Origin of the sequence: Streptosporangium sp. NPDC002544, from assembly GCF_040295965.1 — a bacterium.
Taxonomy (GTDB): Bacteria; Actinomycetota; Actinomycetes; order Streptosporangiales; family Streptosporangiaceae; genus Streptosporangium.
On record NZ_JBEOWJ010000004.1, the window covers coordinates 193,029 to 218,124 of the forward strand.

Consider the following 25,096-nt stretch of genomic DNA (forward strand, 5'->3'; position numbering starts at 1 on the left):
TGGCTCAGGAACCTCACCGTCCCGGACGCCGCCGTCACGTGAGCACCGTCGTCACCCGACAAGGAGCAGACCATGCAGGCTCCGCCGTCCCTGCGCGTGGCCCGGCCGGTCATGTACCACCGCTGGTCCGAGATGACCTTCATGCACTGGCGGTACCCACCCGCCGAGATCCAGCGGCTGCTGCCGGCCGGACTCACGGTGGACACCTTCGACGGCGCCGCCTGGGTCGGCCTCACCACCTTCCTGATGGAGGACGTACGGGCGCCGCACTCGCCGGCCCTGCCGTGGCTGTCGCGATTCCCCGAGACCAACGTGCGCACGTACGTACGAGATGACCGGGGGCGCGACGGCGTCTGGTTCCTGTCGCTGGACGCCGGGCGCCTGCTCGCCGTGCTCGGCGCGCGGGTCGTCTACCGGCTGCCCTACTTCTGGTCCGGCATGTCCGTCCGCGCGAACGGTGAGCGGCGCGGTTACCGCTGCCGCCGCCGGGCCGGGCCGGCGGGCGCGCGATGCGACGCGGACGTGGAGGTCGGTCCGCCGCTCGCGGAGCCGGAGCGTGACGAGTTGGCGCACTTCCTGACCGCCCGCTACCGGTTGTTCACCACGGTCGCGGGCCGGACGGCCCACGCCGAGATCGAGCACCCGGACTGGCCGCTGCGCCACGCCCGGCTGATCCGCCTGGAGGAGGACCTTCTCCAGGCGGGCGGGCTCACCGCCCCGGACGGCGCCCCCGTACTGCACGCCTCATCCGGGGTGCCGGTGAGGATCGGGATGTGGAGCCGGTGACCATGCGTCATCCCTGCCTGACCAGCAGGTGGCGCGGGCCGCGCAGGACCGCGCTCTGCCGGTACGGGGGCGGGTCGGCGACGAGCCGGGGATTCTCCAGGTGACGTACCAGCCCGTTCAGTGCGATCTGCGTCTCCAACCGGGCCAGGGGGGCGCCGAAGCACAGATGGATGCCACTGCCGAAACCGAGGTGCCGGTTGTCCTGCCGGTCGGGGTCGAACCGGTCGGGGTCACGGAAGTACGCGGGGTCGCGGTTGCCGGAGGCGAGCATGAGCGTGATCTGCGAGCCCTTCGGGATGGTGACGCCCGCGACGGTGAGGTCGCTGTAGGCGGCCCGCCAGGGGACGATGTGCACCGGAGGTTCGTAGCGCAGCAGTTCCTCGACCGTCCGGATGATCATCTCGGGCTCACGGCGCAGGCGCTCCAGCACATCGGGGTGGCGCAGCAGGGTCAGCACGCCGTTGGTGATCAGATTGACCGTCGTCTCGTGACCCGCGATGAGCAGCAGGTTGGCGGTGCTGACGATCTCCTCGTCCGTCATGCGCCCGTCGGGGCCCTCGTCGCTCGCCAGCCGGGACAGCAGGTCGTCGCCCGGTGGCCGGCCGCGGCGGCTCTCCAGGAGCTCGGCGAGATAGTGCCTGAGGTCCTTGCGGGCCTGCACGCCCTCCCGCAGGCGTTCCTGAGAATCCGTCGCGGGGTCGAAGTCGAGCAGCGCGACGATCGCCTCGACCCACCGGTGGAATCGCGGCTCGTCCTCGCGGGGCACACCGAGCAGGTGGCAGATCACGGTGACCGGGAAGGGGTAGGCGAAGTCGTCCACGACGTCGATCTGGTCCCTGCCCGCCAGGTTCTCGATCAGGCCGGTGACGATGGCGGTCAGGTCGGGTCGCATGCCGTCTATCAGCGTGGGTGAGTGCGGGGGGCCGAAGTGCCGCATCGCCATGCGGCGCAGCCGGTCGTGCTGCGGCGGGTCGAGGCCGATGAACGCCGGTGGGTCCCCGCGCTCGGCGAGGGCGGGCCCCGGGTGTTCGAGGCTGTGCGCGTCGGAGCTGAGGTGCGGGTCGTGCAGCAACGTGCTGATCTCCCGGTAGGTGCTGACAACGTAGTCGCCGTCCTCCTGCCGGGCCACCGGCCTCCTGCGCAGCTCCGCGTAGAGCGGGTACGGGTCGGCCCGGCTGGAGTAGTCGAGGATCCGCTGGAGAGTGCTGGGCGCCTGAGCGACTGTCATGACCGCTTCTCCTAAGGTTTGCCCGGGTTCAACGGCCCGGCCGTGCGAACGCCACGCGCCGCTCGCTCGGCTCGTGGCCGGTGACCATGACGGTGGCTCCGTGGGTGATGATGAGGGGATCCGGGAAGCGGGCGGGGACCGGCTTCATGTCGGCGGGCTGGTCGGGGGTGGGGCAGGAGGGCGGGAAGGGGGCCGCCGTCTCGATCAGCTGCCGGTAGTGGTCGAGCCATTTGGCGTTGTCGAAGCTGACGGCCGCGATGACCCTGCCGCGGTACCCGTAGGCCGCGACAAACCGGCGCTCCTTCACCGCCCCCTGGGTGACGGTGATCTCGTCCGCCATGATCGGAACACCGACGGACTTGATGTTGACGCCGAACTGCATGGACCAGAACGTCGGCATGGACAGGTGCGGCCAGCGGTCGGTCGGAGGGCTGACCATGTTGTGCGCCGCGACCTGGGCCTGCTCCACCGCGTTGGCCCAGTGCTCCAGCGACAGGAATCGGTACTCGTAGACCGGGTGCGGGCAGCGTGCCACGTCCCCGGCGACGAAGACGTCATCGGTGACCAGGCCGTTGATGTCGAACGCCCGGCACCCCGAGTCGCAGGCCACCCCCCAGCGGCCGGCGGCCAGCCCCGAGTCCTGCAGCCACTCGGTGTTGCGCACACCGCCGAGCGCGACCACCACCACGTCGGCGTCGATCGCCTCTCCATCGGAGAAGTGAGCGCGGCGCACCCGCCCGTCGCCCTCCAGCCGGGTGACCCTGACACCGCAGCGCAGGTCGACGCCGTGCGCACGCTGGAGGTCCGCGGCGATCGAGCCGATCATGCTGCCGAGTGCTCCCACCAGCGGGGCCTCGGCGACCTCGGCGACGGTCACCGGTATACCGCGCTCGCGGCAGACGGAGGCGATCTCGGAACCGGCGAATCCGGCCCCGATGACGAGCACCCGGCCGGGTCCGGCCTCCAGCCGCTCCCGCAGGCGACCGGAGTCGTCGCGGGTGCGGACCACGAACACGCCGTCCAGTGCGGCCTCGGCCTCGTCGGGCCAGGATCTGGCACGTACCCCGGTGGTGATCAGCAACCTGTCGTAGGGAACCTCCCGCCCGTCCGCGAGCCGCACCCGCTTGCCGGCGAGGTCCAGCCCCGAGGCGGCCACGCCGAGCAGCCACTCCGCGCCGATCTCGCGGCGCCGGGGTAGCGCGGTGCCGTCCGCGGGTACCCAGCCGGTCAGGACCTGCTTGGAGAGCGGGGGCCGGTCGTAGGGCTCGCACGCCTCGTCCCCGATGAGGGTCAGCGATCCGGTGAAGCCCTCGTCGCGCAGCGCCTCCGCGGCTCTCAGCCCCGCGAGGGAGGCGCCGACGATCACGATGCGGCCGTCACGCCTGAACGCCTTCAGGCTCTGCTCGCTGCTCATGACGGTCCAGGTGTCTCGACCAGGATCGCCTGGACCGGGCAGGCGGCGGCCGCACGCAGGACCTGGTCCCGCTGCGCGTCGTCGGGGCTGGAGTGGAACGCGAGTGCCTCCTCACCCTGCATCCGGAACGCGTCCGGGGCCAGGAAGGCGCACTGCGCATACCCCTGGCAGCGCGCCAGGTCGACGACAACCCTCATAAGGACCGTTCCTTCCGAGCCCGAACACGGTTGAGTAAGGCGCGAGGGGAGCCAGGACGGTTTTCCGTGGGTCGGGCCTACCGTGAACCCGGCCCGGGGCGATGCCGCGGCACGTCCTCACATGCCGTCGGCAGCCGCCACGGTTCCGCGAAGAACGGTCAGGGAAAACAGCGCGGTAATGCGCTGACCTGGCTAAACGAGCGTATCGCGGACATCGGGCCGGAACATCGCCCTTCTGCCAGCGGGTGGTCAAGGATTGCGTACGAGCCGGCCCCTCCGGTTCGGCCGGAACGCTCAGGATGACTGACGGTCCCGGTGCGCCCCCCAACGCATCGGTGACCCCTTTGCGGGCGGTGATGCCCGGTTGGTCGGCGGCCCGGGATCAGGGCTGTCAGCAGGTCCAGATCCGTCTGCCGGAGGTACAGGTCGAACCAGGGTTCAGCCCAGCACACTCCGGTAGTGCCGGGTGACCATTCCTGGGGATCGTTCCGGACACGCACATCTTCCGGAGAGATGAGAAAAGGCCCGGCGGTGATCGGCCGGACCCTGACGAGGGGCCGTGGCGGGTTTCCGGTGGACCCTCGCGTCACGGGACTTGGGGCCCATGACGATCGAGGCTCAGAACGCGGCCCGGACCTCTTCCTGGCCGGGGTCTTCGTGACTGAGCGCCCCGATCCGTGCCGATGGGGAGCGCAGATCCATCCGCAGGCGGACCCGGGAGCCTCCGGCGATCTGCTCGATGGTGAACTCGTCGCACAGCTGGGTCATCAGCCACAGACCGAAACCTCGAACGGTGCCCGTAGGGCGTTTCGCCGGGATGTGCTCGGTGGCCAGGAGCCCCACGGTGTCGGTGACGTCGATGGTCAGGTGGCTCTCGTCCTGCCAGACGTCCACGGTGCCCTTGCCACCGCCGTGCTCCAGGACGTTGATGACCGCCTCGTTGGTGGCGAGGAGGAGGTCGTTCAGGCGTTCGCCCCGCAGGCCGGCCTGGGTGGCGTGATGGTGGAGACGTTCTCGCAACGCGCTGAGATCCTCGTCGATCGGCCAGTGCTGGCCGTGGTCGCCGATCACGACACCCCCTTGACGTCGCCTTGTCTGGCAGTCACCGGGGGACGAGCCGACTTGCTCCAGAATCAGGGCGTTGCAGATGAGTTACACGATGCTAGACACCTGCCCGATCGTTGCCAACTTACGACGGTCATCCGCCGTGAATATCCGGGGTGGACTGCTGTGGTCGCAGTGCCTTGACGGCGTCGGCGACGGTGGGCTGGATGCCGAAGGCCTGGGCGAGTCCGGTCAGGTGGAGGATTCGCTTCAGGCGGGGGTGCGGATTGGCCAGGACGATGCTGCCTCCGCGGTCCTGGACGATCTTGCGGGTGTTCAGGAGTTGCTGGATTCCCGTGGAGTCGCAGAAGGTCAGATCGGTCAGGTCTATGACAAGGTCACCCCGGTCCTGGCCGATGGCCTGGTGAAGGTCGTGACGGAACCGCTCGGCATTGGTGTAGTCGAGTTCGCCGGCCAGGCTCAGCAGGACCATCTCCTTTACCGAGGGGTCGGACACATCGGTCACGCGGACGGCAGCGCTCACGGATACACCTCTGTGGACGGTCGAGGGGGAGGAAAGGCGGCCGGATGCCGCCGCCGGGTCGCGGTTACCTCAAGTCTGGAGCCGGCCGGTGCTCAGCTTGAGATCTTCCGAATTTCTCTAGAGCACTTTTACGCTACAGCCGAGAAGTGATCAGTTGTTATCCCGCTGACGGATACGTTTTCCGGACCTGCTGTCGAGCACCTCCGCCCAGCCGCAGAGCTCGGCGATCCGCCACGCGTGCGGCTGGAGACCCCTGACGACCAGCCTGCGGTCGCCCGCCATCCTGAACGCGATCTCCGCCAGCACCCGCAGACCGCCCACGTCGACGAAGTCGACACCCTGGAGATCGGCATACAGATCGCCGCGGGTGCGCTCCGCCGCCATGGCGAGGGCCTGCACCAGGACGTGCCGCGTACAGAGGTCGATCTCTCCCTCGCAGCGTAGGCCGACCGGCAGATCGGTGAAGAGAACGCGCAGTGAGCCGTGGCTGACCTCACCTACCATTGTGATCACCTTCTGGGTGGGGCATGAGGGTCAGTCAACGTCTGTCGTGACGGCGCAGGTGTGTCGGCTGATCGCCATGAGGCATCGGCGGTGCCGGTACCTGCTCTCATCATCCTTCAGCTGGGCGCCTTTTGGTATGGTTTGCCGGTTTCATGTTTCAGTGCGCATAAACCAGTCGGCCATCGCGTCCGCCGAAGATCCGCACACATGGGAATGAACGTCTCGCGGAATCGGCTGAAGAGGGAACCGTCGTACGGCGGTCTGGCAAAGGAGAACCTCCATGCAGGTGGATGTCAAGCTCTCCCCCGGTGGCGATTCCTTCGTGGCGACGGTGGACGGCAGGCACGCGGGGCGGCTGGAGCTCGTCCGGCGTGACGGGGTCATCGTCTATCCCCACACCAAGGTCGAGCCGGAGTACGAGGGCAACGGGGTGGGATCCGCACTCGTCCGCACCGCGTTGGACGAGGCCCGCGCCGAAGAGGCCAAGGTCGCACCTCTCTGCTGGTTCGTCAGGGAATGGATAGATCGTCACCCCGACTACGCCGATCTTGTTCAGGGCGCCTGACCGATCCATAGCGAGGGGGTTTGGGACATTCGCGCCCCCCGGTAATCGCGCCGGAGTGAGCGGACATGCTGGTCACCGCGATGTCCGGGCAGAAACCTTCCTGGCGGCCGGTGACCGGAACTTTCGGGCGGATGGAGCGGCCCGCTCCGGGGGTTATCGTAAGAACGCGGGCGGTTTTGCAACAGGATTCATGGCAGATTGTGATCATCAGATCGCGAGTCGTGCGGGATGATAGTGACAATTACCCGGTTAGCGTAGATCGGCTGTGACGCTTGTCATGCGGACCGGGTCATGGCCCGATCCCTTGCTAGGCTGCAGGGAACCGTTCGAACCGGGCGTTGTCTCACCCCGGCAGGTGAGACTTCTCAAGAAGTGGGGTCACACCGTGAAGAAGTTGCTCGTTCTGGCGCTCGTCGCCCTCGGGGGGCTGCTGGTCTGGCGCAAGGTGCAGGCCGACCGCGCCGAGCTCGACCTGTGGACCGAGGCCACCGGCAGCGAGAACTGACAGACGCGGCTACCGATTCGGGTGCTTTCATGGTCCTTGCCCAAGATGGAGTAAAGCCCATCAGGCTTGTCTGCCTGGATCTGCCAGGCACCACGATCGGTGACGTCGCCATGGTCGAGCGGGCGTTCGCCGAGGCGATCGCCACGCAGGGCATCGTGCCCGGGACCGGTGCGTACGCTCGTGCCATGGTGCACGTGCACCGGTCCCGGGGATGCTCCAAGATCGATGTCTTCCGGGGGATCTTCCCGGACAACGAGGCCCAGGCCCAGGCGGCCAATCTGACCTTCGAGCGCTCCTACGAGGGCGCCATCGGACGCGCGGGCCTGGTTCCACTGCCCGGAATCGTCGAGGCGCTCGACAAGCTCCGCGGTGCCGATGTCAAGATCTGCCTCACCACCGGCTTCAGCCGTGTCACGCTCGGCCGCGTGCTGGCTGCCCTGAGCTGGTCCGACAGGCTCGATCTGGCCCTGTGCCCCGAGGACACCGGCCGTGGCCGTCCGATGCCCGACCTGGTGCTCGCCGCGGTCATGCGACTCGGTATCGAGGACGTACGCCAGGTCGCCGTCGTCGGGGACTCCGAGAGCGAGATGCTCTGCGGCCGCCGTGCCGGCGCGGCGGTGGTCGGCGGCGTCCTGACCGGCGTCCACAGCAGGGAACGCCTCCTCAACGGGGGAGCCACTCACATCCTCGACTCCATCGCGGATCTCCCCGGACTTCTCCTTGACGGCACGCCCGCCGAGTCCCCCCTGGCCACCGCCGCCCACTGATCCTCGTCTCGCTCGAAACCCGTCCTCGCGGAGCCATCCGACACGACGCCGCGCACGGATCCAATTGGCGTAGGAGCGGTTCCTGTTGCTACGGTGTACGACTGAAGCAGGTCGTCTCCAGGCGCCGGCTTGAATCTCGGGGCCTTAGCTCAGTTGGCAGAGCGCCTGCTTTGCAAGCAGGATGTCAGGAGTTCGAATCTCCTAGGCTCCACCACCCTCACGGACACGAAGAAGCCCAGGTTAGGCATGGTTGTCGTAACCTGGGATTTGATCTTCATTCGGCCTTCTTTCGCTCCCGTGCCCGTTGCGTGCCCGATCCCTTCGTCAGTGCCCCACGGGCGAGACTGTCGAGCTTCCGGGCCACCTCCCGCTGCCGTTCGTCGGTCAAGGGGCGGCGGCGCTGAGCGCCGTCGCCCGGCCCTGCGCCTGCGCCTGCGCGCCGGGCATGCGGCCTGGGGGCCGGTCCCGGCGCGCGGGCAGGACTCCGGGCCGTCGCCGTACGCCAGCCGCGCCGCCCGGACCATGCTGCCCCGCCCATGGTCACGCCACCGCCCAGATGAGGCCTTACCGCTCAGGAATCAAGTACGGCGGCGACGGCTTCGATCTCAACGAGCTGGTCGTCGTAACCAAGCACGGTGACTCCCATCAAGGTGCTCGGTACGTCATGGTCACCGAATGAGTCCCGGACTACCTTCCAGGCAGCCACCAAATCCTCCCGCCGTGTGGACGCGACGAGAACCCTTGTGCTGATGACGTCCTGCAATGATGCGCCAGAGGCGGTGAGAGCCGCCTGCATGTTCTCGATGGCTTTCGCTGCTTGGCCCGCGTAGTCCCCAATCGCTGCCGTCGAGCCGTCCTCGTTCAGGGGACACGCTCCAGCGAGGAAGACGAGTCGCGACTCGGCAGGCGCCGTGGCTGCGTAAGCATACTCGGCGACGTCGGACAGAGAAGCGGAGCGGATCAAAGTGATGGCGCTAGGCATGGTCCCTCAGTTCCTTTCATATCGGGCACAGAGCGACCACCCTGACATCGGCATCCTGCTGCCGCATCCTCTTTTCGCAGCCAAGCCGCCCGTACCTCGCGGCCCGCCCATGGTCACGCCGCCGCACAGCTACAGCCCTACGATCGCCACTCCGTGGTCGGACGCCGTACGTGGTCGGGGGCGATCGACGATCCAGGGTTCGTTCCTCACCCTGGTTCAGCGAGCGAGGTAGTTGATCGCCGATCAAGAGGAGCGGCGTTCGGGCCATTAACTTTTGGAAACCGGCACATCGGCCGCGTCCACTTCGTCAGGGCTGAAGGAGTTCTCACATCGTGAGACTCAGGGCGATCAGCGGGTTGTGGAAGTCATCACGCGCCCACCGGGTGCCATCGGCGATGTTGGTGAAGCCGAGCAGGCGTAGCGCGCCGATCGCGTAGCTGCGCATGGTGGCCAGGATCGACGGGGCCGAGGCGGTACGGACCCTGCATCGGTCCTCCCCGAGGGTGACATCCCTCACGTAATGATCTTTGTTTTCGATCGACCATTCGCCCCTGACCAACTCGGCCAGGCGTCGTGGGCCGGCCAGCGTCGCGGGCAGGTTGGTGACGCCCAGCACCGCGACGCTCGACAACGGCTTCCAGCGCAGGTCGTAGACGTGGCGTTCGAGGAGGAAGACTTGCTTGACGTGCAGGAAGCGGGTTGTGGCCGGGGCGGGCATGACCTGGATGGTGCGGATCTCGGTGCGGCCGTGGCCGCGGTCGTAGGTGGTCCATCCGATCGGCACGTCCTTCCAGGCCAGAGCGTCGAGCTGGTCGAACAGGGCCGGCTGGTTGCCGCCGACCGGGAAGACGTAGAAGGCCTCACGCCGGTGCAGGTAGCGGGCGTGCTCCCGCTGCGTATGGAGCCTGTCGGCGCTGATCATGACGTTCTTCAGGCAGCCGATTTGGTCCAGCAGCGGGGCGAAGGCAGTGATCTCGTTGGATTTGGAACTGACGTCGATCGTCGCGACCATGAGGGCGTCGTCGGCCAACTGTGCGCCGAGTCGATGTCGGGCGGGTGTGCCGGGGGTGGCGGTGCCGCGCTGGGTCTTGCCGTCGACGGTCATGGGGATCGGTTCGTCGGGATCGTCGTACAACTCGCGCAGTTGGCCGGTCCGGTGCATGGCGTAGGCAGCGTCCACATATGCGGCGTTGACCTGCGCGATCGTTCGGCACACGGTATCGGAGTGCGGGGCTTGGAACAGGCCGGTCCGCCGATCCCGCTGGGCGCCGAGCTGGGCCAGGACCTCTTGCGGAGCGCGGGCGATCCAGTGCCGGATCGCGGCGGAGGAGACCGCGCCGGACACGATCGCCGCCTGGACCAGGGCCAACATCAAGGCCAGTGGATAGCGCCGTCCGCGTCGATCACGAGGATCTGGGACCTGGGCCCATGCCTGGCGCAGACCGGCCATGTCCACGACCTCATCGGCTGGTGTGAGAGATCCGTGCTGGTCAGCGGCGCTGGTGGTGGCGCTGATGGCGGACACGACGGGCGGCATGGCAAACTGCACGGACAACGAGGCTCAGGTAGATCGGATTGGCGTGAGAACCGCCGTTCTACGGGGCCTTGTTGCATGTCAGGACTTCGCCATGCCGTACGCGATCAACCCGTGACCTGCGAATCCCCTTCTGGTCGTCTCAACATTCGAGAACTCCGTCAGCCCTGATGCCGGGGCCGTGGCCCTGCCGCGGCAGACACCCTCGCAACTACAAGGTGGCCGTGGTCTTTTCCAGGATGCCGGCAAGTGCGTCGTAGTCGACGTTATCTCCTTCCTTGATGTCGACGGTCTTGCGTTCACCGGCGCCCATTGCCCGGAGGAATCCCTTGACCTCAGGGATGTCCGTCGCGTTGAACACCATGAACGAGATCTTGGCCTTGGCTACCGCGATGACGGCCGCGTAGTGCCCGTTCTTGAGGTAGTGCGGCTTGCCGTACTGGAGCCGTTCCTCGACACCTGGAATGGTCTCGCCGATCATCGCACGTAGTTTCTCGCACACGTCGATCTGCCACGGCTGCGTCTTGTTGATGTACTGGGTGACGTCGTCGTTCATGCTCTTCACCTTGATTTACTGTTCGCTGGAAAGGATGGGCCTATACCCAGAACGTGTCGTGGCGGAGGTAGAACTCGGCGAGTTCCTCCTCGCTGGGGCGCCCGGACACGGCGAACTCGACCAGCCCTTCGAAGTAGCCCTCGCGGGGCGCGCCGGGTGAGAAGTGCAGCAGCATGCTGGCCGGTTCACCGGACTCGTTCCGGAAGCCGTGGATGCCGCCCTCAGGGACGTGCACGAAGTCGCCAGGGACGGTGTCGATCCACCGGGTGCCGTCGTAGATGCGGATTGTGCCGGCGAGGACGTAGAACGACTCGGAGATCGAGCGGTGGAAGTGCGGGCTCGGGCCGCTCGGCACCGGGCCCATCTCCCACCGGTACATCCCGAACTGCCCGTTCGTCGAGGCCCCGGTGGCGAGGTAGTGCGTCACGGTGCCACCGGAGGACCGCAGCTCGGGCTCGTGGTCCGCGGTGCGGTAGGTGGCGTTGATCTCGCCCGTGTCGCCGAGGTAGCGGGGTTCTGGATAGCTCATGAAGGTCCTGCACTCACTGTCTGGGGGTCGTCATCGGGCACCCAGGCAGCGGCATAGGTAACGTTGGTCATGGTCGCGACCGTACCGAACGGGTCTGACAAATAGTCGCCATTCGGAAGCACTGCCGCATCGAAATACGCCTCGGACCCCCAATTTATCCGACGACTCGGTACGCCTCTTGATGCGCGAGTTCCTCACTGTGGAGTACCGGCTGCCACGTTGGGGCGAACCATCGCGGCCCCACTCATCCGGCGAACGCCGTCGACGGCATGCCCACGGCGCCCAACTGATCGATGGCGTGCACGGGGTCGTCGTCGGAAAGATCGAGCCCTTCACGGGCCGACGTGATGTACAGAACCTGCGTCAGGAGACGCAGGGGTGGCGGCTCGCGGAGATGCGCAAGCGCCGTGGGCTTACCCAGACTCAGGTCGCCGATCGTATGGGTATATCCGTGGCTCGTGTGTCACAGATCGAGAACGGCGATGTATCCACTCGTGAGGTCTTGGACCGTTACGTTGCCGCGCTCGATGGCACGCTCAAACTTGTTGCAGATTTCGGCCAACGCGTCAACTGAAGGTCAGTTGACGCGTTGGCCGAAGGGTCCTCAGGTTCGACACGGTGCAGATGGCACTTCAGCCCCGACATGGAGTATCGGATGCCGTGGCCGAGAATCTCGTCGGGTCGGCTTGTCCCGTGACGAGTACATGATCGATTGCTCCGCTGCTGGAAGCGAGCTTGGCAGTGGTGTCCGCCGTAGGCCGACGAGACCGATCACCGGGCCATTAGCGGGCCATTAAGGGCGGTCAACAGGGGTACTCACGGTCACTCGCGGACTGCCTCTCGCCCCGGGCGGGGCCGTTGTCCCTGAAGATCAGGCCGATTTGCAAGCAGGATGTCAGGAGTTCGAATCTCCTAGGCTTCACTCAAAGTTCCTCACGGGAACAGAGTCCCGAGAACAGCCTGCCCCGAGGCTCGCTCAACCCGTAGTCCCGCACGGTATCACCGTGTGAGTGTTCGTATTGGCCCCGGCGCTGTCGCTGCTGTTCTCCCGATGAGCAGAGGATCGCGTCGTGGCTGGTGTGGCCATCGGAGATGCGTCAGCGGTCAGTTCATGCCTCCAGTAACTGCCAGTTGAGCATCCGGTCGGCGCGGGCTTGCCAGCGCCGGTCGCGGTATTCGATCTGGATTGGGTAATTGAAGCTTTCGGTTACCAGCTCGGTGGTGAGTACATCGTGTGCAGGGCCGGAGGCGAGGACCCGGCCTTCTTTGATGAGCACGGCGTGCGTAGTTGTCTCAGGCAGTTCTTCAAGGTGGTGGGTGACGAGCACGGTCGCGAGGTCTGGTTGCGAGCGGTGCAGGTGATCGACTGTTTCGAGGAACTGTTCCCGTGCGGCCACGTCCAGGCCGGTCGACGGCTCGTCGAGTAGCAGCAACGGCGGATCAGGCAGTAGAGCCCTGGCGATGAGGGTTCTGCCGCGTTCGCCCTGCGACATGGTGGGCCAAGTCGCACCGTCCAGCTCTTTGAGGCCGAGCATCTCGATGAGGTATTCGGCGCGGGCCAGGATGCCGGGTTCTGCTTCCCAGCGGTTCATGAGTTCGGTTGTACCGGTCGCCCCGGTGAGGACGACCTGCCGCACGGTGAGCGCGGAGCGCAGTGGATGGCGGGGGTTGACGTGTCCGATGGACTCGCGCAGCTTGCGTATCTCGACGCGGCCGAGCTGGTGCCCGAGAACGTGGACGGAGCCGCGGGTGGGGTGTTTTTCGGCGCCGCACATACTCAGGATCGTGCTCTTGCCTGCCCCGTTGGGGCCGATGAGCGCCCAGTGCTCGCCCGCGTGGACAGTGAGGTTGATGTCGGTGAGAATCTGCCGCGATTCGCGGACGAAGTCCACGCTGTCCAAGCGCAGTATCTCGGCGGCGGTCAAGTGTGCTCCTTCCTTGCTCATGTCAATGTGTGTTCTCAGGGATGATCGCCTTGTGGTGCTCGATGCGGCGATCAGTCAGGACGCAGGACAGCCGGACAAGACCTGCCCGCCCGTGGTCAGGCTTCCAGGCCATGGAGCTGCTACGTGAGCCCCTCTCTGAGGGTCAGCAGGTGGGTACGGCTGCGTTCTGCGGCGGCGGTCTCTTCCCGGTCGGCGATCGCGTCGGCCAGTTCGGTGTGGGCGGCGTGGTCGGCGTCGCTGCCGAACTCTTTACGGATACGGAGCATGTCGATCATCGCTTCGCGCAGTCGCGGGGTGAAGCTGTCGAACAGCTCGATAAGGACCGGGTTGTGGGCGGCGGCGACGATAGCGCGGTGGAAAGCGGTGTCGGCATCGACGTGGCTTTCGATGTCGGATCGGTGCTCGGCTCGCTGCGCAAGTGCGCGGCGGATGGCACGCAGGTCTGCGGGGGTGCGCCGCGCGGCGGCGAGGGCGGCGGCTTCTGTCTCGATGGCGATGCGCGCTTCGATGACGGACACGATCCCGGCTCGGCGAAGCACCACGTCCCAGTCCTCTGGCGCGTCGAGCGCGGTGACGAACACACCGGCGCCTTGGCGTGAGGCGAGCACGCCACGACCGGCGAGCTGACGGATCGCCTCGCGGACGGTGGAGCGACCGACGCCGAGCTGCGGCGCCAGGCTGGTCTCGCCGGGCAGCTTCTCGCCCAGACCCCACTCACCGGACCTGATCCGCTCCAGCAGCAGCTCGGCGGCCTGATCCGCCAATGGTGCCCGCCTCACCTGCGCCATATTTACGACCCTCTCTCTGCTCTGCTTGTCTGAGGAGTTGTGTTAGAGTCTACTCATGTTCTCTGTCGAGCTCCTTCTTCTTCGCCGCCACGGCGGGGCCTAGCCAGACCGGCTCCCTGCCGTGGAGCCGAACCCTGTGCCGGTCGCCAGGACCGAAGAAGAAGGAAACCCTCGACATGACCACGACATCGTTCCCCCGCATCTCCACGCCCGCCGGCCCGGTGCCCGAGCAGGCACCGTCCTGGAACCGGCAGCGGCACTCGCAGATGCCCTCGCACCGTTACGCCGACGTGTACTCCCGTGTGGACGTGCCCCTCGCCGAGCGGGACTGGCCGACCCGCCGCCTCACGACCGCTCCGTTGTGGGTGCCGGTCGATCTGCGCGACGGCAACCAGGCGCTCGCCGAGCCGATGGACCCGTCCCGCAAGCGCCGCTTCTTCGAGCTCATGGTGGCGATGGGCTACAAGGAGATCGAGGTCGGTTATCCCTCGGCGTCGCAAACCGACTACGACTTCGTGCGGCTGATCGCCGAGACCGACATCGCCCCCGACGACGTGACGATCGTCGTGTTCACCCCGGCCCGGCGCGACCTGATCGACCGCACCGTCGCCTCCATCCGCGGGATCACCAACCCCGTGGTGATCCACATGTACACCGCGACCGCACCGACCTGGCGCAGCATGGTGCTCGGCTACGAACCGGATGACCTGAAACAGCTCATCCTCAGCGGCGGCCGTGACGTGCTGGAGTTCGCGGGCGACCTGCCGAACGTCCGTTTCGAATTCTCGCCCGAGGTGTTCAATCTCACCGAACCCGACTATGTGCTCGACATCTGCGACGCGATGACCGGGCTGTGGGATGCCACCCCGGCGCGGCCGGTGATTTTGAACCTGCCCGCCACGGTCGAGGTCGCCACCCCGAACGTGTACGCCGATCAGATCGAGTACATGCACAAGAACCTCTCCCGCCGCGACAGCGTGATCCTCTCCATCCATCCGCACAACGACCGGGGCACCGGCATCGCCTGCGCCGAATTGGCCGTGCTCGCCGGCGCCGAGCGGGTCGAGGGCTGCATCTTCGGTAACGGCGAGCGCACCGGGAACGTGGACATCGCCACGCTCGCACTGAACATGCACGCCCAAGGCATCGATCCGATGATCGACTTCTCCGACATCGACGAGATTCGCCGCACTGTCGAGCACTGCAACCGCATCGAGGTACACCCGCGCCACCCCTACGTCGGTGACCTGGTGCACACCGCGTTCAGCGGCACTCACCAGGACGCGATCCGCAAGGGTTTCGCCGAACACCGCGCCCGCGCCGCCACCGAGGGCCGACCTGAACGAGAGCTGGAATGGCGGGTACCATACCTGCCGATCGATCCGGCCGACATAGGCCGCGACTACGACGCGGTGATCCGCGTCAACTCCCAATCTGGCAAGGGCGGCATCGCCTACCTGCTGGAAACTGAGTACGGCGTCGAGCTGCCCCGCAGATTGCAGATCGACTTCGCCCGCCACGTTCAGCAGCACACTGACACCACCGGCGGTGAGGTCACCGCCGCCGAGCTATGGGATTCCTTCCGCAGTCTCTACCTCCACCGGCCCGCGCCCACCGATCCCGTCGTCCTGGTCGGGTACGACACTTCGGAGACAGTCGGGCAGACCCGCACCCGTGTCAGCCTCCGCATCGACGGAACCGAACAGACCAGCACACGCACAGACATCGGTCCCGTCGAAGCACTCACTGCAGCGCTCGACGCCCACGGCATCCGGATCGACGTGCTCAGCCTGCACCAGACCAGCGTCGGCGCCGGCAACGACAGCGATGCACTGACCCTGCTCGAATACCGCACCGAGGACACCATCGGCTGGTCCGCCGGCCAGGAACGCTCCGTCCTCGCCGCGAGCATGGCCGCCGTGATCGCCGCCGCGAACACCATCAAGCGCGCCCCAGCCTTGGCCAGTATCCATTGACCGCTTCTGCGTCCACTCGACCACCGGCGTCAGGTGGCACCATGTGACCCCCCAACAGGGCGCGGTATCGATCCCAATCCCTCGCCCTGTCTCCTTCCCCATACCCGATCGGCCGGACGCAAGTTCCCATGAGTTCTCATGACCGGCCCTTATCCGCGGCGGCAATCCTTGCCCGGACACGCACGGTTCACCGTCCCGTGGGTCCGGTCGCTTATGACTGCGTGAAGGTCATCGTGGTCAGGTCGGGCTCCGCGATGGCCAGTGGCTCGCCGGAGCCGCCGGGGCCGTGGTCGGCGAAGACCGTCATGGGGTGGAAGTCGAAGGTGTGTTTCCAGGTCGGGGCGGCGTGTTGTTTGTCGGAGTGGGTGATGACGATGGTGGTGTTGAGATCGAGGGGGGCAACTCGCCGTCGCTGCCTGGCGCCATCGTTGCTGCCAGTTCCCAGGCGCGCTGGCGGGCGAGGGCGCGATCTGCGCGCAGGGCTTTGAGCGCCTTGGTCGCCAACGCTTACCTCGTCTGATGCCTTCCGCAGACCCAGTTTTCTCGAGAGCAGCAGATGCGTCAGCGAGCGCCTGGACTCCGGCGGCATTCTCACGGAAGCGCAGCGCGACCTTCTCGGTGCCCGAGTGAACCGGCTTGAGCAACGTCTGCACTCGTGCGATCTCCTGCTGGTCGTTCGGCATATCGAGGTGGCATCAGGTCTGCGATAGCTCGAAGCGACGAGAGGCCGACCCGTGCGGTTAAGGCGGTGGGTTTGGCTGGCGAATCGTCCAATGACGCCGGGCGTTCCCGCGGCGTGCAGTACAGCAGCCGGATACAGCAACGTCGCCTCACCCGATTAGACGCCACCAGTCTCCTACCACCGCTTGAGCAGGGAGAGGAGGCCTCTACGTCGTGACCGGCTCCCGTTTGCGAGCAGGATGTCAGGAGTTCGAACCTCCTAGGCTCCACCACCCTCACGGACACGAAAAAGCCCAGGTCAGGCATGGTTGCCGCAACCTGGGCTTTGATCTTCATTCGGCCTTCTTTCGCTCCCGTGCCCGTTGCGTGCCCGATCCCTTCGCCAGTGCCCCACGGGTGAGGCCGTCGAGCTTCCGGGCCACCTCCCGCTGCCGCTCGTCGGTCAAGGCGGCGGCTCCGCCACCGCGCGCGGCCCTCCCCGCGCGAGCATGCGGCCTGGGGGCCGGTCTCGCGCGGGAGCCGCGCGGCCAACCAACTGCTCTCTACCGTGAATATTCCTTCGACAACGCGCGGTGCCGGGCTCTACCGGTGCCAACGACCATGAGCGCGACGAATGCGAGCACGAAGAACGACAGAAGACGCCATATCGGCTAGGCCATTCTGGGCGTAGTGAACACGAAGCCTATTCCGGCTCCGAGCCACCCGATCTGGAAGCACCAGATCGCTGCCGCCACGCGGAACCAGATCGAGCGCTTGAACTCATCCACGCGGCGCAATCTTCCATGGAACTCCCACACCGGGCAAGAGCATGCATCCGGCGGGGACTCAGCTCCGGGGTGATCGCGAAATCGGACCGACTGCACGTAGTCGAGTGGCTAGCGTGAGCCTGACCTTCCCGCCCGCCACGTCCAGGCAGACCCGTGCTTTCCGGGCGAGGGGCATCAATTTTCAGCCATCCCACAAGGATCCCTGTGGGAGAAGGAACTGTGGAGACGAGTTTTCCGCCGTCGGAACCCTGTTCACTCGGTACGTCGCAGGTTATGTCGGCAACAGCGTCACAACAGGGGCGACAAGGCCGATGGGGGCAGGCGCACGGTCACCGTCAGCCCGCCTTCCTCGCGCGATTCGGCCATCACCGTGCCCTTGTGGGCTTGGGCCGTGGCGCGCACGATGGACAGGCCCAGCCCGGTGCCGCGGTCGGAGCGCACCCGGTCGGAGCGCACCCGGTCGGTCCGCAGGCGGCGGAATGGCTCGAAGATCGCTTCCAGGTCGTAGGCGGGCACGATCGGGCCGGTGTTGGTCACGGACAGCTCCGCTTCGCCGTCGCTGAGCCTGGTGGTCACCCAGACCTCGCCGCCCTGGACGTTGTGCCTGATGGCGTTCTCCACGAGGTTCTGCACCAGCCGTTCGAGCAGGATGGGGTCGCCCTTGGTCGGCGCGGATGCCAGCGCCTGGTGCAGGACGATGGCCTTGGCGTCGGACTCCTCGCCGGCATGGTCGACGACGTGGGAGGCGACCTCGGCCAGGTTCACGGACTGATGGCGTTCCAGGACGGGTCTGTCGCTCTCGGCCAGCGCGAGCAGGCCGTCGATGAGGCGCTCGTGCCGGGTGTTGACGACCAGCAGTGATTCGCCGAGCCGCCGGGCATCAGGGGTGGCGTCGGGCCTGCGCAAGGCCACGTCCACCAGCGTCCGGTTGATCGTCAGGGGTGTGCGCAGCTCGTGGGAGGCGTTGGCGACGAACCGCTTCTGCACGTCGAAGGCGTTGGCCAGGCGGGCGAGCATCAGGTCGAAGGTGTCGGCCAGGTCCTTCACGTCGTGGTGGGGGCCGTTGTAGGCGATGCGCTCGTTGAGGTTGTGGCCGTTGGCGACCCGCCGGGCGGTGTCGGTGACCTGGTAGAGGGGCTTGAGGACGCGCCCGCTCAGCACCCAGCCCGCGGTCGTGGCGAGCGCCCCCAGCAGGGTGACGACCAGCCCGGTCTGGATGAGGAAGCGGGACATCGTCGCCTGCTCGTAGTTCTGCTGGGCGTTGAGCATGTCCCGCCTGGAGACGTTGACCAGCACCAGCTTCCCGCTCGGCTCCAGGATGGCGTGGTTGGGTACGAACTCGGGGGCGGCCTGCAGCCTGAGGCGGGTGTCGTCCAGGATGCCACGGACGATCATGTAGCTGATGCCCAGCAGCAGCAGGCCGACGACGAAGAAGATTCCGCTGTAGAGCAGCGTGAGCCGCAGGCGGACGGACAGCTTCACGAAATCCGGTACCCCATTCCCTGGACGGTCTCGATGACCTGCGGCTCGCCCAGTTTGCGGCGCAGGCGCATCATCGTCACCCGCACAGTGTTGGTGAAGGGGTCGGCGTTCTCGTCCCACGCCTTCTCCAGCAGTTCCTCGGCGGAGACGACGGTGCCGCCGGCCTTCAGCAGCTCGGCGAGCAAGGCGAACTCCTTGCGGGCCAGCGCGACGTAGCGCCCGTCACGGTAGACCTCGCAGCGGGCCTGGTCGAGCCGGATTCCGGAGCGTTCCAGCTGCGGCGGGTCGGCGCGGTGCGCGCGCCGGCCCAGTGCGTGGATGCGGGCCAGCAACTCCTCGAAGGCGAACGGCTTGGTGAGGTAGTCGTCGGCGCCCAGCGACAGCCCCGAGACCCTGGACGACACGTCCGAGGCGGCGGTGAGCATGAGCACTCGCACCGCGAGCTCCGACCCGACCACGGTCCTGGCGACGTCGTCGCCGTGCACGCCGGGCAGGTCACGGTCCAGGACGAGCACGTCGTAGTCGTTGACGCCGAGCTGTTCGAGCGCGGTCTCCCCGTCGTAGGCGACGTCCACGGCGAGTGCCTCGGCACGCAACCCTTCGGCGATCGAGTCCGCGAGCATCTGTTCGTCCTCGACGATCAGCACGCGCAAGAGAGGCCCTCCTTCATCTGAGCGCGCTAAACCTTCCAAGCGCGGCATAACACCGGCATAACAGGATTGCGTAACCGCCCTGTTAAGACGATCCGGGTCTACTCGATTCGCATTCACTGCTGACCGAATCTAGGAGACCTATGAAGAAGCTCACCGCCTTGCTTCTGCTCGCCCTGGCCACCGCGTGTTCCGGCCAGCAGGCCGCGCCCCAAGCCCAGCAGTCGCTCCCCGCCTCCGACGCCGAGGTGAAGTTCGCCCAGTGCATGCGTGACAACGGCATCGGCGACTACCCGGACACCATCGGCAGCGAGGGCTACCCGGTCAAGGACGCCGTCGCTTTCGACAAGACACAGCAGACCTGCGCCAGATGGAAGGAGGCCGGAGGAACGGCCAAGAAGGTGGACGCCGCCTATGTCGACGCCGTGACCAAGTTCGCCAAGTGCATGCGCGAGCACGGCATGAAGGTTCAGGACCCCGACCCCAAGACCGGCCAGTACCGCGTCTCCGTCGACAACAAGGATCGCAATGCCTTCGAGAAGGCGCAGAGCGAGTGCGTTCACCTGCTGCCTCGATGAACCTGCTGCCTTGATGGAGGGAGAACGATGAAACGGGTACTCATCGGCCTGGTCGTGGCCGCCGCCGCCGCGACGACGGGGGCCGTCGCGGCCCTGTCCATGGGCGGCACAGGCGACCGGGACGCCGCCCCCTCGCCGCCACAGGCCACGGCGGAGATCGTCCGCGGCGACCTGACCGATGCGGTCTCGCTCTCTGGAAAGATCATCTTTTCGGGGGAGCGGGTCGTGCGTGGCCAGACAGCCGGGACCGTCACGGCACTCGCCCTCCCTGGCCGGACCCTGCGCCAGGGCCAGGTGCTCTACCGCGTGGACCGCGAGCCCGTCGTGCTGATGTACGGCAGGCTGCCGCTCTACCGGCCGCTCCGCCAGGGCGTCAAGGACGGGCCCGACGTCCGCCAGCTGGAGACGGCCCTGAAAGCGCTCGGCCACGGCGAGGACGTCACCGTCGACGACCGGTTCTCGTGGGCTACCGCGCGTGCCGTACGGGCATGGCAGAAACGAGCCGGCCTCCCGCAGACCGGAGTCGTGAACGCCGAACAGGTCGTGTTCCTGCCGTCGAAGGTCAGAATCGCGAAGGCGGACGTGGCCGTCGGCGACAGCGTCTCACCCGGCCGCCAGGTGTTCACCGTGACCGGCACCGACCGCCTCGTCCACCTCGACCTGGACGTCGCCGACCAAGCGATGGCCAGGAAGGGTGCCAAGGTGAAGGTGGAGCTGCCCGACGGCGGCACGGTGGCCGGGAAGGTGGTCATGGTCGGCGACGTGGCCAAGCCACGCGAGGGCATCGCCACCATCGACGTCGGCGTCCGGCTCGCCAAGGTCAGGAGCGGGATCGCCGACCAGACGCCCGTCACCGTGCTGCTGGAGAGCACCAGCAGGCGCAACGTCCTCAGTGTTCCCGTCGAGGCGCTGCTGGCCACCGCCGGCGGTGGTTACGGCCTGGAGATCGGCGGGCGTGTCGTACCCATCAAGACCGGTGTGTACGGCGGAGGCCGCGTCGAGATCTCCGGCCCCGGGCTGGAAGCGGGCATGAAGGTCGGGGTTCCTGCCGAATGATCATTGAGGTCGAGAACGTCAGCAAACGCCACAACGACACCGTTGAAGCGCTGCGCGGCGTGAACCTGAAGGTCGCCAAGGGCGAACTGCTGGCCATCATCGGCCCATCCGGGTCGGGCAAGTCGACGCTGCTCAACCTCCTCGGCACCCTGGACCGCCCCACATCCGGCACCATCCGCGTCGCCGGGCACGACGTCGGCAGGCTGACCGACCGCCAGCTGTCCGCTCTGCGCGCGCTCCACCTGGGCTTCGTCTTCCAGCAGTTCCACCTGGCCGCCGAGGTCTCGACCGTCGATAACGTGGCCGACGGCCTCCTCTACGCAGGACGCCCACTGGCCGAACGCCGCGAACGCGCTCGGGCCGCGCTGGAACGCGTCGGCCTCGGCCACCGGCTGGGCCACCGCCCGCACCAGCTGTCCGGAGGCGAGCAGCAGCGCGTGGCCATCGCCCGAGCCGTCGTCGGTGACCCGCCGCTGCTGCTGGCCGACGAACCCACCGGCAACCTCGACTCCGCCTCGGGCCAGCAGGTGCTCGCCATCCTGCGTGAGCTCCACACCGCGGGCACCACCATCGTCATGATCACCCACGACATGGACATCGCCCAGTGGTGCCCGAGACGGGTCCGCATCCAGGACGGCACCATCAGGGAGGAGTCATGAACTCGCTCGTACCCGCTCGCCTGCGGCCGCGCGACGTCGCCAGGGTCGGCGCCGCGGGACTGCGGGCCAGAACCTCACGCGTGGTGATGTCCGCGCTCGGCATCGCCATCGGCATCGCGACGATGATCTCGGTGATCGGTATTTCGGCCTCCGGTCAGGAACAGCTGCTGCGTCAGCTCGACCGGCTCGGCACCAACCTGCTGCGGGTGGAACCCGGCCAGTCGTTCTCGGGCGACCCGGTCAAGCTGCACCCGGATGCCGCGCTCATGGTCCGCAGGATCTCCGGTGTCACCGACGCCAGCGCCACCGGCACCGTTGCCGTGAACATCCGCAGGACCGACCGCATCCCCAAGGAGGACACGGGCGGACTGACCGTCCAGGCCACCTCCCTGGACCTGCTGAACACGCTCGACGGACGCGTGGGCACCGGACGGTGGCTCGACGAGGCGATCGCTCACCAGCCCGCGGTCGTCCTCGGCACGGTCGCCGCCCAGCGGCTCGGTGTCAGCCGTACCGGAACGCAGGTGTGGGTGGGCGAGCGGTGGTTCACCGTGACCGGGATTCTCGCCTCGCTGCCGCTCGCGCCGGAGATCGACCGGGCCGCGCTGATCGGGTTCCCGGCGGCGCGGGAGCGGCTCGGCTTCGACGGCCATCCCACCACCGTCTACGAGCGATCGAGCGAGGAGATGGTGGAGCAGGTCAGGGGTATGCTCGCCCGGACGGTCAGCCCGGAGCGGCCGCACGAGATCGCGGTCTCCCGCCCGTCGGACGCGCTGGTCGCCCGCGCTGCCGCCGCGGGTACCTTCACCAACCTGCTGCTCGGACTCGGCGCGGTCGCACTGCTCGTCGGCGGCGTGGGCGTGGCCAACACGATGGTGATCTCGGTGCTGGAGCGCCGCAAGGAGATCGGGCTGCGCCGGGCGCTCGGCGCCACACGGGGGCAGATCAGGATCCAGTTCCTGACGGAGTCGCTGCTGCTGTCGGTGTTCGGCGGGGTGGCAGGGCTCGCGCTCGGTACCCTGGTGACTACCGGGTACGCGCTGTCGCAGGGCTGGCCGCCCACGGTGCCCACCTGGGTGCTAGCCGGCGCCTTCGCCGCCACGCTGGCCGTCGGTGCGATCGCCGGGATCTACCCGGCGATCAGGGCCTCCCGTCTGGCCCCCACAGTGGCCCTGGCGGCAAGCTGACACCGTGACCAGCGTCTGCCGGGGCGCCCCTGCCCCGGCAGACGCTCGCTGTCTGGCCCGCATGCCGCACTGGCCGCCATCTGTGGTGCGGTCGCAGCCGTATGTGGTCGGGGCGATCGACTCATTAGGGGATCCTGGTAGGGCAGCCCCGGTGCTCGGCCCTGAAGGGTCTGCGCTCTGGGCTGGCTTGTCACCGGGATGCCAAAGGCGGTTCGCCGTAGCGGGTGCCGAGTCGTGTCGTTGCTCTACAGCTGCTCCACGATCGCACCGTCTGATCGTCAGAGGCGTTGACCAGCTACGACCCATCCGCGGCACTCGCACGAGTGCGATCATGCCTGCCCATGCTGAGGCCTTCGGTCACGCGTCAACCTCAGTTGACATCAATATGATTGTCAATCTAAATTGACGTCATGGAATGGGATGAGAGACCTGGAAACAACGATGTCCCGACGCCGATGATGGTCGATGTAGGCGATCACGCGCTCTGCGCACAGGTCCGCGGGAAAGGTCCTACCGTGCTTCTCGACTGCGGCGGCTCGGGCCAGGGCATAGGCGGCTGGGGAGAGGACCTGGAGCGCACGTTAGCCGAGCGGGCCACCGTGGTGACCTACGACCGGGCCGGCGTTGGCCGCTCCGGCGGATCGCAGGCCCGTACCGTCACCGAGATGGCCGACGACCTGCGCCGACTTCTTCACGCCCTGCATCTTGAACTGCCAGCGGTGTTCGTAGGCTGGTCCTACGGCGGGCTCGTCACCCAGTTCTATGCCACCCGCTATCCCAGTGACGTGGCGGGACTGGTCTTCGTGGATCCAACCGCCAGCGGAACCCCGCCAGGCTCAGCGCTCGTACGCGACCTGTCGTTCCTTCTTGCCCCACGGCTACTGCGCCTGCGTGCGATATTCGGCGGCACCAACGCGCAGCCGCTGCGCGAATTGGCCGTCACCCTGTCCGGGATGCAGAACGTCATGCGCGAGGTCGCCCAGGCGCGTCAGGAGAGCGGATTGCCGCCCGTGCCCATCCGCGTGATCACGGCAGGCCGACGGCCGCGGATGCCCAAAGCGCATCTAGAGCATCTCAACGCCGACCATCACGCTCTGGCCGACCAGTCCCCGCATGGGCAGATGACGGTCGCCGAACGGGCCAGTCACCAGATTCCGTTCGAGCAACCCGAAATCATCAGCCAAGCGGTCGACGAGGTGCTGAGCCTGCCGCCGAACTCACAGGAAGATTTGAACGGGTAGCTCAGATTCTCCGACGCGGCTCCCTACGATCGCCATGCTGTGCTTGGCCGCCGTAGATGGCTGGGGGCGATCGACGGGCCGGGCACCAGGGTTGCACTTCGGGTTGCAATACAGGGTCGTTCAAAGTTGTTCAGGATGGGCCGCACATACCCTCTGATCTGCATTGAACTGTCCGGAACAGCGCAAGGTCGGTCTTTTAATCCGCAGGTTTCTTGGGTCGGCATGCTTCCTTGGGGCACAGGGCGGTGACGGCCTCCGGTGCTATCCAGCATTCCCGGCGTCGTGCCCGATCACCTACGGCAAGCCGTACCCATGCGGGGAGGCGCGGCGCAATGCCGGAGACCGTCTCAACGAGAGTACCGCCGTGCCCGTCGCGTGCCCGATAGGACGGGAAACGAGGGGGAACAGCGGGGAGTCACGGGGAACGCGATCAGTGCCGTGATCTGTGTCTTCGCAGATCGAGCAAGATCGGCGTATGTCTTTGCAAGCAGGATGTCAGGAGTTCGAATCTCCTAGGCTCCACCAGCCAAAACACTCAGTCTGTGATCATGAAAACCGGGCTTGAGTGACTATCTGGGTGACTAAGCTTCCCGCCCGCCTCCGAAGAGACCGTCCATCGCCGTCGTGCCTTCCTGCATGACGGGCCGGATCTGGAGACGGTAGACCGTCTCGGTGACCACGGTGTTGGCATGGCCGACCAGCCGGGAGATGTGCTCGATGGGAACGCCGGAGTCCGAGAGCAGCGAGACGAAGCTGTGCCGCATCTCCCTGGGCGTCCACTCCGTGTCGACCAGTCCGGCCTCTTTGAGGATCTTCCGGAAGTCCCGCCGGACGTTGCCGGCGCTCAGCGCGGCCCCGTTCTTCGTGCAGAACACCAGCCTGCCGGTTCCGCCGTGGTCGGTGGTCCCGCTGGTGAGCCCGGTCCGTCAC

General features: G+C 67.0%; 26 protein-coding genes and 1 tRNA gene. 12 read left to right on the top strand and 15 right to left on the bottom strand.

Going from position 1 to position 25,096, the window contains the following annotated elements:
* Positions 1–72 precede the first annotated feature (72 nt).
* The gene (locus ABT061_RS07560; protein ID WP_350913792.1) at positions 73–786 is read left to right on the top strand and encodes a YqjF family protein; all 714 of its coding nucleotides are present in this window, start codon (positions 73–75) and stop codon (positions 784–786) included.
* A gap of 7 nt (positions 787–793) precedes the next feature.
* Here ABT061_RS07560 and ABT061_RS07565 read toward each other — a convergent pair whose 3' ends face one another.
* The 6 genes from ABT061_RS07565 to ABT061_RS07590 all read right to left on the bottom strand — a co-directional run bounded on the left by ABT061_RS07565 (position 794) and on the right by ABT061_RS07590 (position 5,717).
* Positions 794–2,014, bottom strand: a complete 1,221-nt coding sequence (locus ABT061_RS07565; protein WP_350913794.1) for a cytochrome P450 — start codon at positions 2,012–2,014, stop codon at positions 794–796.
* 28 nt (positions 2,015–2,042) lie between these two features.
* Positions 2,043–3,428 carry an NAD(P)/FAD-dependent oxidoreductase gene (locus ABT061_RS07570; protein ID WP_350913797.1) on the bottom strand — a complete coding sequence of 462 codons (1,386 nt, stop codon included), beginning with the start codon at positions 3,426–3,428 and terminating at the stop codon, positions 2,043–2,045.
* Positions 3,425–3,625: a ferredoxin gene (locus tag ABT061_RS07575; RefSeq protein ID WP_350913799.1), complete on the bottom strand. Its 201-nt coding sequence runs from the start codon at positions 3,623–3,625 to the stop codon at positions 3,425–3,427. Before ABT061_RS07575 ends, ABT061_RS07570 begins: the two co-directional genes overlap by 4 nt.
* Before the next feature lie 618 nt (positions 3,626–4,243).
* Positions 4,244–4,696, bottom strand: coding sequence for an ATP-binding protein (locus ABT061_RS07580; RefSeq protein WP_350913801.1), 453 nt, complete (start codon positions 4,694–4,696; stop codon positions 4,244–4,246).
* Between the two features lie 127 nt (positions 4,697–4,823).
* Positions 4,824–5,213, bottom strand: coding sequence for an STAS domain-containing protein (locus tag ABT061_RS07585; RefSeq protein ID WP_350913803.1), 390 nt, complete (start codon positions 5,211–5,213; stop codon positions 4,824–4,826).
* Between the two features lie 150 nt (positions 5,214–5,363).
* The gene (locus tag ABT061_RS07590) at positions 5,364–5,717 is read right to left on the bottom strand and encodes an STAS domain-containing protein (RefSeq protein WP_350913805.1); all 354 of its coding nucleotides are present in this window, start codon (positions 5,715–5,717) and stop codon (positions 5,364–5,366) included.
* 280 nt (positions 5,718–5,997) lie between these two features.
* Here ABT061_RS07590 and ABT061_RS07595 point away from each other — a divergent pair, with 280 nt between their 5' ends.
* From ABT061_RS07595 to ABT061_RS07610, 4 genes are all read left to right on the top strand, one after another.
* Positions 5,998–6,282 (top strand): GNAT family N-acetyltransferase, encoded by a 285-nt coding sequence (locus ABT061_RS07595; RefSeq protein ID WP_350913807.1) that lies wholly within the window; start codon positions 5,998–6,000, stop codon positions 6,280–6,282.
* Positions 6,283–6,667: 385 nt separating this feature from the next.
* Positions 6,668–6,787, top strand: a complete 120-nt coding sequence (locus ABT061_RS07600) for a DLW-39 family protein (RefSeq protein WP_211264163.1) — start codon at positions 6,668–6,670, stop codon at positions 6,785–6,787.
* 29 nt (positions 6,788–6,816) lie between these two features.
* Complete coding sequence (locus ABT061_RS07605; RefSeq protein WP_350913809.1) at positions 6,817–7,554, top strand: HAD family hydrolase; 738 nt, start codon at positions 6,817–6,819, stop codon at positions 7,552–7,554.
* 138 nt (positions 7,555–7,692) lie between these two features.
* A tRNA-Ala gene (locus ABT061_RS07610) sits at positions 7,693–7,768 on the top strand.
* 357 nt (positions 7,769–8,125) lie between these two features.
* Here ABT061_RS07610 and ABT061_RS07615 read toward each other — a convergent pair.
* From ABT061_RS07615 to ABT061_RS07630, 4 genes are all read right to left on the bottom strand, one after another.
* The gene (locus ABT061_RS07615) at positions 8,126–8,536 is read right to left on the bottom strand and encodes a RidA family protein (RefSeq protein ID WP_350913811.1); all 411 of its coding nucleotides are present in this window, start codon (positions 8,534–8,536) and stop codon (positions 8,126–8,128) included.
* 325 nt (positions 8,537–8,861) lie between these two features.
* Positions 8,862–10,073: an ISAs1 family transposase gene (locus ABT061_RS07620; RefSeq protein ID WP_350914215.1), complete on the bottom strand. Its 1,212-nt coding sequence runs from the start codon at positions 10,071–10,073 to the stop codon at positions 8,862–8,864.
* A 208-nt stretch (positions 10,074–10,281) separates the two neighbouring features.
* Positions 10,282–10,626, bottom strand: a complete 345-nt coding sequence (locus ABT061_RS07625; RefSeq protein ID WP_350913813.1) for a DUF1801 domain-containing protein — start codon at positions 10,624–10,626, stop codon at positions 10,282–10,284.
* A gap of 40 nt (positions 10,627–10,666) precedes the next feature.
* On the bottom strand, positions 10,667–11,155 hold the full coding sequence (locus ABT061_RS07630) for a cupin domain-containing protein (RefSeq protein WP_030926130.1): 489 nt from the start codon (positions 11,153–11,155) through the stop codon (positions 10,667–10,669).
* A 181-nt stretch (positions 11,156–11,336) separates the two neighbouring features.
* Here ABT061_RS07630 and ABT061_RS07635 point away from each other — a divergent pair, with 181 nt between their 5' ends.
* Positions 11,337–11,729 carry a helix-turn-helix domain-containing protein gene (locus ABT061_RS07635; protein ID WP_350913815.1) on the top strand — a complete coding sequence of 131 codons (393 nt, stop codon included), beginning with the start codon at positions 11,337–11,339 and terminating at the stop codon, positions 11,727–11,729.
* Positions 11,730–12,264: 535 nt separating this feature from the next.
* Here the strand turns inward: ABT061_RS07635 and ABT061_RS07640 are convergent.
* Both ABT061_RS07640 and ABT061_RS07645 read right to left on the bottom strand, forming a co-directional pair.
* Positions 12,265–13,080 carry an ABC transporter ATP-binding protein gene (locus tag ABT061_RS07640; RefSeq protein ID WP_350913817.1) on the bottom strand — a complete coding sequence of 272 codons (816 nt, stop codon included), beginning with the start codon at positions 13,078–13,080 and terminating at the stop codon, positions 12,265–12,267.
* Between the two features lie 140 nt (positions 13,081–13,220).
* Complete coding sequence (locus ABT061_RS07645; RefSeq protein ID WP_350913819.1) at positions 13,221–13,865, bottom strand: FadR/GntR family transcriptional regulator; 645 nt, start codon at positions 13,863–13,865, stop codon at positions 13,221–13,223.
* Between the two features lie 290 nt (positions 13,866–14,155).
* Between ABT061_RS07645 and ABT061_RS07650 the strand changes: the two genes are divergently transcribed.
* Positions 14,156–15,865, top strand: a complete 1,710-nt coding sequence (locus ABT061_RS07650; protein ID WP_350914217.1) for a 2-isopropylmalate synthase — start codon at positions 14,156–14,158, stop codon at positions 15,863–15,865.
* Positions 15,866–17,601: 1,736 nt separating this feature from the next.
* Here ABT061_RS07650 and ABT061_RS07655 read toward each other — a convergent pair.
* Positions 17,602–18,795, bottom strand: coding sequence for a sensor histidine kinase (locus tag ABT061_RS07655; RefSeq protein WP_350913821.1), 1,194 nt, complete (start codon positions 18,793–18,795; stop codon positions 17,602–17,604).
* Positions 18,792–19,448 carry a response regulator transcription factor gene (locus ABT061_RS07660; protein WP_350913823.1) on the bottom strand — a complete coding sequence of 219 codons (657 nt, stop codon included), beginning with the start codon at positions 19,446–19,448 and terminating at the stop codon, positions 18,792–18,794. Before ABT061_RS07660 ends, ABT061_RS07655 begins: the two co-directional genes overlap by 4 nt.
* A gap of 140 nt (positions 19,449–19,588) precedes the next feature.
* On the opposite strand from ABT061_RS07660, the gene ABT061_RS07665 reads away from it, so the two are divergent.
* The 5 genes from ABT061_RS07665 to ABT061_RS07685 all read left to right on the top strand — a co-directional run bounded on the left by ABT061_RS07665 (position 19,589) and on the right by ABT061_RS07685 (position 24,166).
* Complete coding sequence (locus tag ABT061_RS07665; protein ID WP_350913824.1) at positions 19,589–20,023, top strand: hypothetical protein; 435 nt, start codon at positions 19,589–19,591, stop codon at positions 20,021–20,023.
* 27 nt (positions 20,024–20,050) lie between these two features.
* The gene (locus ABT061_RS07670) at positions 20,051–21,079 is read left to right on the top strand and encodes a peptidoglycan-binding protein (RefSeq protein WP_350913827.1); all 1,029 of its coding nucleotides are present in this window, start codon (positions 20,051–20,053) and stop codon (positions 21,077–21,079) included.
* Positions 21,076–21,738: an ABC transporter ATP-binding protein gene (locus ABT061_RS07675; RefSeq protein ID WP_350913829.1), complete on the top strand. Its 663-nt coding sequence runs from the start codon at positions 21,076–21,078 to the stop codon at positions 21,736–21,738. The genes ABT061_RS07670 and ABT061_RS07675 overlap by 4 nt, the downstream gene beginning before the upstream one ends.
* Positions 21,735–22,925, top strand: a complete 1,191-nt coding sequence (locus tag ABT061_RS07680) for an ABC transporter permease (RefSeq protein WP_350913831.1) — start codon at positions 21,735–21,737, stop codon at positions 22,923–22,925. The genes ABT061_RS07675 and ABT061_RS07680 overlap by 4 nt, the downstream gene beginning before the upstream one ends.
* 410 nt (positions 22,926–23,335) lie before the next feature.
* On the top strand, positions 23,336–24,166 hold the full coding sequence (locus ABT061_RS07685; RefSeq protein WP_350913833.1) for an alpha/beta fold hydrolase: 831 nt from the start codon (positions 23,336–23,338) through the stop codon (positions 24,164–24,166).
* 581 nt (positions 24,167–24,747) lie between these two features.
* Here the strand turns inward: ABT061_RS07685 and ABT061_RS07690 are convergent.
* The gene (locus tag ABT061_RS07690; protein WP_350913835.1) at positions 24,748–25,041 is read right to left on the bottom strand and encodes a tyrosine-type recombinase/integrase; all 294 of its coding nucleotides are present in this window, start codon (positions 25,039–25,041) and stop codon (positions 24,748–24,750) included.
* Positions 25,042–25,096 lie beyond the last annotated feature (55 nt).

Coding starts and splice junctions, on each gene's coding strand:
- ABT061_RS07615 (WP_350913811.1), bottom strand. CDS start 8,536: ATGCCTAGCGCCATCACTTTGATCCGCTCCGCTTCTCTGTCCGACGTC.
- ABT061_RS07650 (WP_350914217.1), top strand. CDS start 14,156: ATGCCCTCGCACCGTTACGCCGACGTGTACTCCCGTGTGGACGTGCCC.
- ABT061_RS07560 (WP_350913792.1), top strand. CDS start 73: ATGCAGGCTCCGCCGTCCCTGCGCGTGGCCCGGCCGGTCATGTACCAC.
- ABT061_RS07570 (WP_350913797.1), bottom strand. CDS start 3,428: ATGAGCAGCGAGCAGAGCCTGAAGGCGTTCAGGCGTGACGGCCGCATC.
- ABT061_RS07590 (WP_350913805.1), bottom strand. CDS start 5,717: ATGGTAGGTGAGGTCAGCCACGGCTCACTGCGCGTTCTCTTCACCGAT.
- ABT061_RS07670 (WP_350913827.1), top strand. CDS start 20,051: ATGAAACGGGTACTCATCGGCCTGGTCGTGGCCGCCGCCGCCGCGACG.
- ABT061_RS07625 (WP_350913813.1), bottom strand. CDS start 10,626: ATGAACGACGACGTCACCCAGTACATCAACAAGACGCAGCCGTGGCAG.
- ABT061_RS07685 (WP_350913833.1), top strand. CDS start 23,336: ATGGAATGGGATGAGAGACCTGGAAACAACGATGTCCCGACGCCGATG.
- ABT061_RS07665 (WP_350913824.1), top strand. CDS start 19,589: ATGAAGAAGCTCACCGCCTTGCTTCTGCTCGCCCTGGCCACCGCGTGT.
- ABT061_RS07595 (WP_350913807.1), top strand. CDS start 5,998: ATGCAGGTGGATGTCAAGCTCTCCCCCGGTGGCGATTCCTTCGTGGCG.
- ABT061_RS07675 (WP_350913829.1), top strand. CDS start 21,076: ATGATCATTGAGGTCGAGAACGTCAGCAAACGCCACAACGACACCGTT.
- ABT061_RS07565 (WP_350913794.1), bottom strand. CDS start 2,014: ATGACAGTCGCTCAGGCGCCCAGCACTCTCCAGCGGATCCTCGACTAC.
- ABT061_RS07635 (WP_350913815.1), top strand. CDS start 11,337: ATGCGCGAGTTCCTCACTGTGGAGTACCGGCTGCCACGTTGGGGCGAA.
- ABT061_RS07575 (WP_350913799.1), bottom strand. CDS start 3,625: ATGAGGGTTGTCGTCGACCTGGCGCGCTGCCAGGGGTATGCGCAGTGC.
- ABT061_RS07605 (WP_350913809.1), top strand. CDS start 6,817: ATGGTCCTTGCCCAAGATGGAGTAAAGCCCATCAGGCTTGTCTGCCTG.
- ABT061_RS07620 (WP_350914215.1), bottom strand. CDS start 10,073: ATGCCGCCCGTCGTGTCCGCCATCAGCGCCACCACCAGCGCCGCTGAC.
- ABT061_RS07680 (WP_350913831.1), top strand. CDS start 21,735: ATGAACTCGCTCGTACCCGCTCGCCTGCGGCCGCGCGACGTCGCCAGG.
- ABT061_RS07630 (WP_030926130.1), bottom strand. CDS start 11,155: ATGAGCTATCCAGAACCCCGCTACCTCGGCGACACGGGCGAGATCAAC.